Annotated in this window: 10 protein-coding genes; 5 read left to right on the forward strand and 5 right to left on the reverse strand. The window is 41.5% G+C overall.

Annotated elements, in window-relative coordinates:
• Positions 1 to 4: 4 nt before the first annotated feature.
• Positions 5 to 1,156, reverse strand: coding sequence for an EmrA/EmrK family multidrug efflux transporter periplasmic adaptor subunit (locus tag AAC388_RS13895; RefSeq protein WP_005070833.1), 1,152 nt, complete (start codon positions 1,154 to 1,156; stop codon positions 5 to 7).
• Positions 1,157 to 1,423: 267 nt separating this feature from the next.
• Positions 1,424 to 1,921 (reverse strand): thioesterase family protein, encoded by a 498-nt coding sequence (locus AAC388_RS13900; protein WP_002121786.1) that lies wholly within the window; start codon positions 1,919 to 1,921, stop codon positions 1,424 to 1,426.
• A 142-nt stretch (positions 1,922 to 2,063) separates the two neighbouring features.
• Here AAC388_RS13900 and hemB point away from each other — a divergent pair, with 142 nt between their 5' ends.
• A complete protein-coding gene (gene hemB / locus AAC388_RS13905) occupies positions 2,064 to 3,077 on the forward strand; it encodes a porphobilinogen synthase (protein ID WP_004794101.1) in 1,014 nt (337 codons plus the stop codon).
• 25 nt (positions 3,078 to 3,102) lie between these two features.
• On the forward strand, positions 3,103 to 4,218 hold the full coding sequence (locus AAC388_RS13910; RefSeq protein WP_342370823.1) for an FAD-dependent oxidoreductase: 1,116 nt from the start codon (positions 3,103 to 3,105) through the stop codon (positions 4,216 to 4,218).
• Here AAC388_RS13910 and AAC388_RS13915 read toward each other — a convergent pair.
• Both AAC388_RS13915 and AAC388_RS13920 read right to left on the reverse strand, forming a co-directional pair.
• Positions 4,210 to 5,115 carry a TIGR01777 family oxidoreductase gene (locus AAC388_RS13915; protein ID WP_342370824.1) on the reverse strand — a complete coding sequence of 302 codons (906 nt, stop codon included), beginning with the start codon at positions 5,113 to 5,115 and terminating at the stop codon, positions 4,210 to 4,212. The two genes, AAC388_RS13910 and AAC388_RS13915, sit on opposite strands and share 9 nt — an antisense overlap.
• A gap of 86 nt (positions 5,116 to 5,201) precedes the next feature.
• Positions 5,202 to 5,651, reverse strand: a complete 450-nt coding sequence (locus tag AAC388_RS13920) for an ABZJ_00895 family protein (RefSeq protein ID WP_002121708.1) — start codon at positions 5,649 to 5,651, stop codon at positions 5,202 to 5,204.
• Positions 5,652 to 6,031: 380 nt separating this feature from the next.
• Here AAC388_RS13920 and AAC388_RS13925 point away from each other — a divergent pair, with 380 nt between their 5' ends.
• Positions 6,032 to 6,409 carry a VOC family protein gene (locus AAC388_RS13925; protein WP_342370825.1) on the forward strand — a complete coding sequence of 126 codons (378 nt, stop codon included), beginning with the start codon at positions 6,032 to 6,034 and terminating at the stop codon, positions 6,407 to 6,409.
• Positions 6,410 to 6,470: 61 nt separating this feature from the next.
• Here the strand turns inward: AAC388_RS13925 and AAC388_RS13930 are convergent, their stop codons facing one another.
• Positions 6,471 to 6,944 (reverse strand): OsmC family protein, encoded by a 474-nt coding sequence (locus tag AAC388_RS13930; protein WP_342371584.1) that lies wholly within the window; start codon positions 6,942 to 6,944, stop codon positions 6,471 to 6,473.
• Positions 6,945 to 7,108: 164 nt separating this feature from the next.
• On the opposite strand from AAC388_RS13930, the gene AAC388_RS13935 reads away from it, so the two are divergent.
• Together AAC388_RS13935 and AAC388_RS13940 are read left to right on the forward strand one after the other, a co-directional pair.
• A complete protein-coding gene (locus AAC388_RS13935; protein ID WP_342370826.1) occupies positions 7,109 to 8,377 on the forward strand; it encodes an exonuclease SbcCD subunit D C-terminal domain-containing protein in 1,269 nt (422 codons plus the stop codon).
• Between the two features lie 9 nt (positions 8,378 to 8,386).
• The gene (locus AAC388_RS13940) at positions 8,387 to 11,983 is read left to right on the forward strand and encodes an AAA family ATPase (RefSeq protein ID WP_342370827.1); all 3,597 of its coding nucleotides are present in this window, start codon (positions 8,387 to 8,389) and stop codon (positions 11,981 to 11,983) included.
• Positions 11,984 to 12,164: the final 181 nt, after the last annotated feature.

Genomic DNA, 12,164 nt, shown 5'->3' on the forward strand with positions numbered 1-12,164 from the left:
GCGTTTACTTCGCAGATAAGTCGACTTTTGCTTCCATCGACAAGCCAACACGTAGTGGGTGTTCAGCAAGTTCTTTTGGGTCAAGTGCAATACGAACCGGTAAGCGTTGAACCACTTTAATCCAGTTTCCTGTTGCGTTTTGAGCCGGAATTAAGGCAAAGGCAGAGCCTGTACCACCAGAGAAGCCCATCACTTTGCCGTGATATTCAACGTCATCACCATATAAATCTGAAGTAAGCGTGACTTCCTGACCCGGACGGACTTTTTTCAACTGACTTTCTTTGAAGTTTGCATCTACATATAAATCGTTAAGCGGCACAATCATCATCATGCTGGTGCCCGGTGCAACACGTTGACCCACTTGAATATTACGACGCGTAACCACACCATCGACTGGCGCACGAATCACGGTACGTTCCAAATCAAGCTGAGCTTGTTCAACATGGGCTTGTGCAACTTGTACATCAGGTGTTGAAGTTTCGCTTACACCCTGAATTAACGCTTCGTTTGCAGCTAAAGTACTTTCGGCAGCTTTACGACTCGAAGAGGCTTGCGCTAAACCAGCTTTAGCAAGCTCTAGCCCTGCTTTGGCTGTTTCGACTGCACTTTGTGCCTTAGTGAGTTCTTCTTTAGACACTGCACCAGAGGCAGCAAGCTGCGCACGGCGGTTCAGTTCTAAAGCAGCTTTGTCATAGTCTGCCTGTGCTTGAGCAACTTGTGCTTTGGCACTGTTAATTTCGTCAGCACGCACCACAACTTGAGAGTTTAAAGAACTACTGTTTGCCGCAGTTTGTTTGTATTGGCGTTTTGCTTTGGCAAGTTCTGCCTCAGCTTGAGCCAATGCAATTTTGGCATCACGGTCATCAATACGAACCAGCACGTCACCACGATGTACCGTTTGGGTATCTTTTACGACAACCTGAGCGACCTGTCCGCTTACCATTGAAGTAATTTGCGCGGTTTCTGCACCGACATAGGCATTATCCGTACTCACGGAATTATTTAAAAATAATGCCCAGATTGCATACAAAATAGCGGCGATCAATAAAATCAGCGCAAAAAAACCAAGAAATTTTTTGCGCTTGTTTTGATTGTTTTCATCCGAGGCAGATGTTGTTGGCACTGTTTCTTGTACATTGCTTTGTGCATCAGTCATGGTATGTTCCTAAAGATGAGTTGGCTTTGCCATCAATCTCGCACTACACCTTGTTATAGAGTTTTTATTTTTCTATAAACAAGACATACCGCATTGTCAAAGGAGCTAATTTTAACGCTAAAACCTCATAATATGAGAATAAAATTTCATAACTCATGCGTTCGTTCTAATTAAATTAATGTTTATCTCAAAGTTTTTGTAAAAATTTTAGCTTTTCAAACACTAAAAAAAGCGCACTTGGCGCTTTCAAAGGGTTCAATTCATTGCTTAATAGGCATATGAAGCAATGCCGGCAGCAATCGCTTTATCTTCATCATTGACCATGGTCATGCGCATGGTGCAGCCCTTACGACCTAAACGTAATACTTCGGCACGTGCAATAAAATATTTACCACGCCCCGGCGCTAAATAATCTACACGCATGTCGACTGTTGCCAAACGCGACACTTGCTTAATGGTTTCAGTTAAAGTTTCGGGAGTTGAACGGCGATAGAGGTGTTCCATTGCCACAATTCCACCAATACTATCGAGCAAAGTTGCAGCAACACCGCCATGCAAAATCTGAAATGCCAAATTGCCAATCAGGTTGGGTTGCATCTCAATATAGCCTTCAATGTGCCCGTCCACCACACGCATAATCATTCCACTATGCTTAAAAAAAGGAGAGCTATTAAACGCCTTACATAATTGGTTGAGAACCACAGTCAGGTCTGTTTTTGCACCTAAATGGATGTTCCCAGTCCAATTTTTCTTTTCTTCACTCATATGTTGCCTAAATTTAAAAGCATGATAAACGCCCATAATTTTGTACAAATACAGCATTATGGGGCTACAATACAGCAGTCGGTTGACAGTAATGGAATATCCGCCAACCTATCCTAGTGTAATACCGAACATCGAGATTGTTATGACTTATACGTTCAATCGTCCTGCATTTCCAGCCACTCGCATGCGCCGTATCCGTAAAAATGACCAGTTGCGTGCGATGGTCAGCGAAACACAGCTCACTACCAATCACTTGATTTATCCAGTATTTGTATTACCGGGACAAAATCAGACCCAAGATATTCCAAGTATGCCGAACATTCAGCGTTTGTCGGCAGATTTGTTACTGAAAAAAGCTGAAAGACTTTTGGAATTGGGCGTATCAAAACTGGCTCTTTTTCCAGTTACCCCGCAAGAAGATAAAAGCCTCACCGCAGAAGCTGCATGGCATGAAGATGGTTTAGTACAAACCACATGTCGTCTGCTTAAAAAAGAATTACCAGAAATGGTGTTAATTACCGATGGTGCCCTCGACCCATATACCACTCATGGTCAAGACGGCATTATTGATGAAACAGGCTATGTGCTAAATGACGAGACTGTAGAATGCTTGATTAAACAAGCCTTAAGTCACGCAGAAGCAGGTGCCGAAGTAATTGCACCAAGTGACATGATGGATGGCCGTATTGGCGCAATTCGTCAGGCTTTAGAAGCTAATGGTCACATCTACACCAACATCATGGCCTACTCTGCAAAGTATGCGTCTAGCTTCTATGGTCCGTTCCGTGATGCTGTTGGCTCTGCATCCAACCTCAAAGGTGGTAATAAATATAACTACCAGATGGACTTTGCCAACCGTGCCGAAGCATTACATGAAATCGCGCTTGATATTCAAGAAGGCGCCGACATGGTGATTGTAAAACCGGGCATGCCATATCTGGATGTGGTACGTGAAGTGAAAGATACCTTTGGTGTTCCTACATTCATTTACCAAGTGAGTGGCGAATACGCGATGTTAGCTGGCGCAATTCAAAATGGCTGGTTATCAGACTCAGTCATTTTAGAATCACTCATGTGCTGCCGCCGCGCTGGTGCAGACGGAATCTGGACTTACTTTGCAGAAACCGCTGCTGAAAAACTCAAGGAAATGAACTAAGTTCGCAGAGAAAGGATAACACTGCATGCATATTGCAATCATTGGCGCGGGCATAAGTGGATTAATGTCTGCGCTGGAGTTGGTTGAGCAAGGCTGTACGATCAGCATTTTTGATCAACAACAAGCGGGACAAGCAGCCTCTTGGGCTGGCGGAGGTATTCTCTCTCCGATGTACCCGTGGCGCTATGTGCATGCAGTGAATCAACTTGCTCAATTTGGCAAAGCCTCTTATCAAGCATGGAACCAAAAACTCTACCCTATTACAGGAATTGATTTTGAAATTCATGACACAGGCATGCTGATTTTTGATGAAGAAGATTTTGACATTGGACTTTCCTATGCAAATCAACATCAAGAACCGATGCAGCGCTGTGAATATTTACAGCGAGATGCGCTAGAACAAGTCAACCCGCATATTTCCGATCAGTTTCAAGAAGCCATTTATTTCCCTGAACTGTCTAATATTCGTAATCCACGCGTATTACAGTCCTTGATTCGCTATTTAAAACAACACCCAAACGTTGAGTTTTTTGAGCACACTCCTGTTAAAAAACTGATTCAACAAGGTGATGCCATACAAGCTCTTCAAACTGAAAATGGTCGCAAACATACAGCACATCATTTTGTAATAACTTCGGGCGCTTGGAGCCATTACTGGAACTCACAATTACAACTCGAAATTCCAGTCGAACCTGTGCAAGGCCAAATGTTATTATTTAAAACCCCAGCTCACTGGCTACCGACCATGTGTATGAATCGAGTGATGTATTTGATTCCACGTATGGACGGTCATATTGTGTGTGGATCAAGCATGGCACATCGTGGTTTTGACACCTCTACCGATGAAACGACTCAGCACAATATTTTAGAAGCATGTTTAGAAATGGTGCCTGAACTGGCCGATTTCCCGATTGTACATCGCTGGGCAGGCCTAAGACCAAGTTCACCAAATGGCGTTCCGTACATTGGCAAAATGCCTGAAATGGACAATCTCTGGGCAAACTTTGGTCATTTTAGAAATGGTTTATGTATGGGCGCAGGCTCTGCGCAATTGCTCCGTCAGCTTATGCTGGGTCAACCGACTTTAGTTGATGCCAAAGCATATTCACCAGAGCGCTTGCAAAATAAAATCTTAGCCTGAGGCGAGTATATTCTCTAAAGCCATTTTCAATTGAGGATAAGCAAACTCAAATCCTTCTGCTTGTAAGGCAGCGGGTTTAACGTATTGCCCATTCAAAATCAATTGCGACTGCTCTCCTAGCAAACAGCGAAAAACCGTACTTGGCGCCGACAATAATGGTTTCTTATTGAGTACCGCAGCAGCTTGTTCAACAAAAGCTTTTTGAGTCACGTTTTCTGGCGCTACGACATTGTGAATTTGAGCAGATTGAGGATGCTGAAATATAAACTCAATTGCGTTTAATACATCTTCAATATGTACCCAAACCACAGGCTGACGACCATGACCAATTTGACCAACTAAATTGAGTCGAATAGGAAGTAACATTTTAGGCAAAATGCCACCGCCCTGCCCAAACACCACACCTAAGCGAATAATTTTAGTATTTTGTTGAGGATCTGCTAAAGCTGCTCGCTCCCACTCTTGGCAAAGCTCGGACATAAAAATAGGCTGTGGCGGGTTTTGTTCAGTACACACTTCTGCCCACTTTTCTTGATCATCTATTCCGTAATAACCAATTGCAGAACCAGATACAATTACTTCCGGAAAAATTTCAGACTGCTTGAGCCATGCATACAGTTTTCGGGTCGTATTTACACGGCTTTCAATGAGTTGTTTTTTACGTGACTGGGTCCAGCGTTTCTCGCCAATATTTGCACCTGCCAAATTCACCACATAATCAATTTGTCGGGTCGAAATATCTTCAAACTTTTGTACCCACTGCAAGGCAGGATGGTCAGATGCCTTTCCAGCCTGCCGTGTCATAGCAATCACGTTATAATTTTTTTGTAGCAGGAACTTAATTAAATGCGTTCCGATAAAACCACTTGCACCTGTAATTAATACATTCTTATTCATATTTCCTCCTAAGCTGAGGATTCAAGTTTTATTTAATTGTATAAGACTCATTTATATTTAATCGTATGAGTTTTCGTAGTGATCTATTACACGTTAAACATTTTGTCAGCCATTCGCTGTGCCTGCTTGCCATAAAACCAGTAGGTAATTAAATAAAGCGGAATAGCTAACATTAAAAGCATAATCACCATAATGCTTAAAAACTGAGGCTGTTTGAGGTAAAGCATAAAGTTCTGCAAAATCTCAGGGTCTTTTCTGGCAAATAAAAACAGACCAAATAAAACACCACACAAGTTATAGCCCCAAAAAATCAGGGTAAAACCTAAAGTAAATTTCTTTTTTTCTGGTACAGTCGGGGCACGGCGTTCTTTCTTTAAAAATTTAAATAAGACAAAAATCATTGCGCCTAAATATGGAACGGCTGTTAAAATACCACCTACACTCGCTGGTAATAGTGCTGCAACCACACCTACAATTAAGGTAAGTACGATGCATAAACCAAAAAACCAGAGAAAGTAAGAACGTAATTTGGTCATATTTTTGCCTAATTTATGGGTTCAAAAAATAATTATAAATTTTTTTCAATTTTTTTTCATTTTTCTGTCAACCAATCCTGATCTCTTGACGTTATATAGGATAACAAGGTCGCAGCAACCGAATACTTCCTTTGCACGGCATCCGCAAAATTGTTTCGGTGACCTTTCATTACGACTCTTTCCTTCCTTCGGATTAGGTTTTGTTAGCAGCCGAAACCCTTGATGAAGTTTTTGACCGACGATTCTCTCATCACTCGAATCGTCGGTTTTTATTTTCTGGTACTTTCATTTATTTTACGCTCACCATACACAATAGTGCTTTCGTGGCGATAAAGGCTATGCGTATACTTTTTGCACCATAAAAATATGATTTAAATAATATGAACACTATTGCCTATTTTGAAATCCAGTCTTCAAACCCTGCCCGCGATGCGCAGTTTTACCAAGCTGTGTTTGGTTGGCAATTTAAACTCGATGAAAGCTTACCGATTGAATATTACCGCATACAGACACCTTCAATTATGGGTGGGCTATTAAAACGCCCCGCTCAAACACCTCCAATGGAATATGGCACCAATGCATTTACCTGTTCGGTTCAGGTCGAAAACTTCGATGAGGTAGCTGCAAAAATTTTAGCGCAAGGCGGTATTGTCGCAATGGATAAATTTGCTATTCCGGGCCGCGCTTGGCATGGCTATTTTGTCGATTTAGACCATAACGTTTTTGGTATTTTTCAAGTCGATGAAAACGCAGCTTAAAGATTTTATTTATTTTTAATGTATAGCCACCGCTTTTTTATCGGTGGCTATTTCATATTATTTATTCGGCAAAGTTAAAACTTGCTTCACATGTAATTGGAAAATTCACCGAATTGGCAATCATACATTCGTGATGTGCTTCTTCATGCAGTTTTGCTGCAAGCGCTTGGTCTGCACCTTTTTCTAAAACAACTTCGGGTCTTAAAATAATTTGAGTAAAGTGACCACGTTTAACTGGATCTGTATCTTCCATAAAACCCAGTGCTTTGTCGACATAACTCAGCACATGAATATGATTGACTGCACACAGGTGTAAATACCAAAGCTTATGACAAGCTGAAGCTGATGCCACCAATAAATCTTCAGGGTTCCATCTGGTCACATCACCTAAATAGGCGGGGTCTGATGAACCTTGAATTGTGGCCTTTTGCGGATGCTGAATACTAAAGTCTCGTTTATATGAACGATAAGATGAAGTGCCTGTACCCGTATTGCCTTCCCACTGTATTTTTACTTCGTATTCGTGAATGGTCATTTTATTCTCAAAGTTCATGGTTTTAGTCGATAGTAACAAAGCGGCGTTTAAAGTGAAAAATTTAATTCAAGTTTCAACTTAGGCTTGAATATCGAGCACTTTAAAATGTCTTGATAAAATCTCCTGCCAATTTATGCTAACGTATCTGTGTTTATTTTGGTTTGATGTCTGTTTCTATGTCCGTACATTTTCTACATACTTCTGACTGGCATTTGGGGCAGTTTTTTTATAATCATTCACGCCACTACGAACACCAACAATTTTTAAGCTGGTTACTCACTCAAATTCAAGAAAAACAGCCACATGCCCTACTCATCGCCGGCGATATTTTTGATGTGATTAACCCCGGTTCTCAAGCACAAAAACAACTCTACCAATTTTTAGCAGATGCTCATCGCCTTGCGCCGCACATGCAAACACTCATGATTGCGGGTAACCATGACTCAGGCTACCGTATTGAACAGGTCGAACCGCTTTTAGAAAAATACAATGCAAAAACTGTGGGTGTGGTTCGCTGGAATGAAGATAAAACTCTAGACCTCGATCGACTGCTTTTACCTATCTATAACCAAAATCAAGATATTGTGGCGTGGTGCCTTGCCCTGCCTTTTTTACGTTCGGCCGAAATTACGGGCTTTAACGAACATACCACCAATAGCAAAAACGCGATTGCCTATTTGCACCAGCAACTCATTGCCGAAGCCAAACGTCGCAAGACACCGGACCAAGCGCTTATTTTGATGTCGCATGCACATATGCAAGGTGGAGAAACATCCGACTCTGAACGCCCAATTATTATTGGTAATGAAGAGGCGCTTTCAACGACTTTATTTGAAGATGCGGTCGACTATGTCGCTTTAGGACATCTACATAAACCACAAAAAGTAGGCCAGCCGCACATTCGTTATAGCGGCTCACCCATTCCACTTTCTTTTAGTGAAATTAACTATAAACACCAAGTAGTTGAGGTCAAAATCGACCCTTCTCAAGACACTGACAGCCGTTTGCAATTTGAAGCTGTGGAAATTCCGCGCTGCATACAATTGCACCGCATTCGTGGTGAGCTAAACGAGGTACTGCAACAACTTAAAGCCTTGCCTCACGGCGTGATTGAAAATATTGACCACCGTGAATATGTCGATATTGAATATTATAGTTTAACGCCGCCACAGCCTAATTTACGTCAGCAGTTTGAAGCAGCCCTGCCACCTGACCGCTATCGTTTAGTGCGTATTTCACGTCAATATGTGAATAAAGACGCGACCGATTCACATACTACTCAGCACATTGCACTTGAACCGCCTACACCGGAAAAACTCTTTCAAAATATTTGGGAAAAACAAGGTTACAGCGCCGATGATGCCGTCTTAAAAGATTTTCTGAGCCTGGTACAAGAAGCACAAAAACATCTTGAAAATGATGCAAGCCATTAAGGATATGTCATGAAAATTTTATCCATTCGAATAAAAAATCTGGCATCTCTTTCTGATGAACACTTTATTGATTTTGAAAGCGCGCCTCTTGCCCATGCTGGTCTTATTGCAATTGTAGGGAAAACAGGCGCAGGTAAATCAACCATTTTAGATGCCATGTGTCTGGCTTTGTTTAATCGGGTGCCTCGTCTTAAAGACAGCGATGGCAAATTAAAAGATGTTGATGGTTCTGAGTTACACACTAACTCACCTTTAACTGTCTTACGCCGTGGTACAGGACATGGTTTTGCTGAGCTTTGCTTTATTGCACAAGATCAAAAACGCTATTTGGCACGCTGGGAAATTAAGCGTGCGCGTGAAAACCCAAATGGTAAATTACAAAGCGTACAACGCCATTTAAAATGCCTGACCGATGGTGTGGTACTTGCTGACAAAGCCAAAGCGGTTGATGAAAAAGTTAAACAAATTACCCAGCTTTCTTTTGAACAGTTTACTCGTGCTGTACTACTTGCTCAGTCAGAAGTGACCGCGTTTTTAAAAGCACGAGACAGCGAGCGTGGTGAGTTACTTGAGTACCTGACCAACTCCAGCATTTTCGCCAAAATCGGTGAATTGGCTTTTCGTAAAACAGCCGATATTGCAAAGCAGCGTAAACAGCTTGAAGAGTTTTTAGGACATATCGAAATTTTGTCTGATGAAGATATTGCGGCTTTTACCGAACAATATCAGCAAGCCGAGCAAAACCATCAACAGTTAGAACAACAAAAAAATGTTTTAGACAAACAACAACAATGGTTTGAACGTAAAGCAAAACTTGAACAAGAAGTTCAAGCGAAACAACAACAGTTTCAAACCCAGCAAAATCACCATCAGCAACTTGCCCCTGAACGTGAGCAATTAAAACGACTCGAAGTTTTCTCTGAAATACGCCCACAGGTTTTTCAGCAAGCTCAAAATTTACAAGCCCTACAACAACTTGAGCCGCAAATTCAGCAAGCGCAAACCAAGTTTAATGATTTAGTACAAATTTTTGAAACCGGACAAAAACAATATCAACTTGCAGAACAACAACTCAAACAAACGCTCGATTTTGAGCAACAACATCAACAAGCTTTAAATCAAGTTCGACAGTCCATTCAAGAACGTGCCTTTATTGCCGATGAATATAAAAAGTGCAAAGAAAAGAAAAATGTACTTGAGCAGAAACTCAGTCCACTGCAACAACAGCAAAATACTGTGCAACAGCAGATTGCACAACTTGAGCAGAGTCAAGTTTATCTACAACAACAACTTACCCAAACTCAGCAATATGCGGTATTAGATAAGGGCCTTTCAGCACATCTACATCAGCTCGGGCAATTTATTCAAAATTACCAAACGATTGAACAACAGCTCGGTAACCCTACCCTTGCTCGCCAAAAGCTATCGGAAGCTAAAAGTGAAGTTGAACAACTCACAGCTTCACTCGGCACAGTTGAACAAATTGAGTTAAAGCTTGAACAGCAACGTAAAGATAAAGATCAGAAACTTGCTCAAATCACTCAGCTAGATCTGATTCAACAGAAAGTTAAACTTTATCATGAGTTATATGCTGAGCTTCAGCAATTCACTGAAAAACAAACTCAAGTCTCAGCCCAAGAACAGCAGCTTAAAACCGTTTGCCAGTTAGCTGAACAAGAATACCAAACAGCAAAAACTGAACGTGAAAAGTTACAGCACATTTTGCAACAGCAGCGTTTACTACACACCGAAAATATTGAGCAGTTACGGGCCAATCTTAAAGAAGGTGAAGCGTGTTTAGTTTGTGGAAGCACCCATCATCCCTACCGTATTGATGACAGTGCAGTTTCCAAAGCTTTATTCGATTTGCAGCAACAGCAAGAGCAACAAGCTATTGCACTCGAGCAAACTACATTTAATGCGTGGCAAACCCAACAGCATGCCCTCACCCAGTGTCGTGCCGAGCTTGAGCAAGTTCAGAAATATTTAGCTCAACTTCAGGCAAAACAAACAAACTTACAGCAAGAACTTGAGCAAGCGCTTAAGCTCAATCAGTTACATATTGAGCTTAATCAAGCCCCTGAACAAATCTTGCAAATACTAAATGAACTCAGACAAGCCACACAAACTGTTATAAGTTCATTTGACTCAGAAAACTTGCGTTTAACCCAAGCGATTAAACAGCACAATCAACTGGTTCAATCTATTCAGCGCAATGAAAGCTTGCTCAATACGGCACAGCAATGGCAACAACAAGTTCAACATATTGTTGAGTGTTTATCTGAAGCCGAACAGCATGCATGGCAGCAGTCGAGTAGCCAAACGGCTAAGCAGACTTGGACTATTCTTGATGCACGCGCTAAGCAGCTTGAGCAACAAGAACAGCTTTCACATCGTTTTGAACAGCAGCAACAAGAACTTAAAATGTTGACTGCTAACTTTGAACAAATGACTAAGCAAATTGATGAGATCGATCAAAATCTCCAAGAGATTACGCTTAAAGGCCAACAAAATAATGAAAAAGCGGTATCGCTCATTCAGCAAATGACAGGTCGCTCGGATCTTAAACCACATGAATGGTTAATTGAGCATGACGCCAAACGTCAGCAACAACAAACGGCATACCATGAGTCCAAACAACGTTTCGAACAAACCAGACAACACTTTGAACAGCAAAAACAATCACTCGACCAACTCAAGCATCAACATCAACACACTGCGGGGCACCAGCAGCAGATTCATGAACAAATTCAAATCTGGTTAAAAACCCATGCTGATTTTCAAGCCTCTGATCTTACGGCGCTCATGCAAATTAATTCAGCTCAAGAGCAAGACATTCGTAACCGTCTTAATCATGCAGAGCGTTTATTAAGTGAAGCCTCTTCTGCCCTTAAAACCATGCAAGAGCAATTGAACGAGCACTTACAAAATCAGCCAGATATTGAATATGAAAAGCTTGTTAGCCTTATTCAAGACAATATTGCAGAGCTTAAAGCACAACTTGAAGTACGTGATCGACTTAAGCTTAAGCTCGAAGTGCATCAGCAAAATCTGGCTAAACAGCAACAATACGCCGAGCAAATTCAAAATATTCAGCAAGAAGAACATCGTTGGAGCAAAATTTCAGGCTTGATAGGTGATGCAAAAGGTAAAGAGTTCCGCGACTATGCTCAGCAATATCACCTAGATATTTTAGTTGAGCATGCCAATCAGCAACTGGCGATGCTATCTCAGCGCTATACGCTCAAACGTCTAGATCAGTCCTTAAGTTTAGCGATTATTGACCACGATATGGATGGAGAAACCCGCTCTGTTGCCTCTTTATCTGGCGGTGAATCATTCTTAACAGCGCTTGCCTTGTCTTTAGCCATTGCCAATATGGCCTCGGGTTCAATGAAAATTGAATCTCTGTTTATTGATGAAGGGTTTGGTACTTTGGATGCTTCTTCTTTGCACATGGTCATGAATGCTTTAGATCAATTGCAAAATCAGGGACGTCAGGTCATTCTCATCTCACACATTCAAGAAATGCATGAACGTATTCCTGTACAAATTCAGGTAAAACCACTCGGCGCGGGTGCAAGTACCATTGAAGTAGTAGGTTAAAACTAAAAAGCCCCGACATCCTGTCGGGGCTTTTTTAGATTCTGCGTTGGTATAACTCCTGTCGTACCTGTATGCATCCATTCATCACTGTTTATTGTTATTCTTAGAAACATCCTGTTTCCTGATGAGTTCATAGTACGAAAAAAACGTTGTCTGCCATAGCCGCAAAAGGCCGCAGTTT

This window comes from Acinetobacter sp. D009, from assembly GCF_038562025.1.
GTDB lineage: Bacteria > Pseudomonadota > Gammaproteobacteria > Pseudomonadales > Moraxellaceae > Acinetobacter > Acinetobacter pittii.

Excerpts from the sequence above, each read along its gene's own strand:
- AAC388_RS13925 (WP_342370825.1), top strand. The coding sequence starts at position 6,032 with ATGAACACTATTGCCTATTTTGAAATCCAGTCTTCAAACCCTGCCCGC.
- AAC388_RS13895 (WP_005070833.1), bottom strand. The coding sequence starts at position 1,156 with ATGACTGATGCACAAAGCAATGTACAAGAAACAGTGCCAACAACATCT.
- AAC388_RS13900 (WP_002121786.1), bottom strand. The coding sequence starts at position 1,921 with ATGAGTGAAGAAAAGAAAAATTGGACTGGGAACATCCATTTAGGTGCA.
- AAC388_RS13910 (WP_342370823.1), top strand. The coding sequence starts at position 3,103 with ATGCATATTGCAATCATTGGCGCGGGCATAAGTGGATTAATGTCTGCG.
- AAC388_RS13940 (WP_342370827.1), top strand. The coding sequence starts at position 8,387 with ATGAAAATTTTATCCATTCGAATAAAAAATCTGGCATCTCTTTCTGAT.
- AAC388_RS13920 (WP_002121708.1), bottom strand. The coding sequence starts at position 5,651 with ATGACCAAATTACGTTCTTACTTTCTCTGGTTTTTTGGTTTATGCATC.
- AAC388_RS13915 (WP_342370824.1), bottom strand. The coding sequence starts at position 5,115 with ATGAATAAGAATGTATTAATTACAGGTGCAAGTGGTTTTATCGGAACG.
- AAC388_RS13935 (WP_342370826.1), top strand. The coding sequence starts at position 7,109 with ATGTCTGTTTCTATGTCCGTACATTTTCTACATACTTCTGACTGGCAT.
- AAC388_RS13930 (WP_342371584.1), bottom strand. The coding sequence starts at position 6,944 with ATGACCATTCACGAATACGAAGTAAAAATACAGTGGGAAGGCAATACG.
- hemB (WP_004794101.1), top strand. The coding sequence starts at position 2,064 with ATGACTTATACGTTCAATCGTCCTGCATTTCCAGCCACTCGCATGCGC.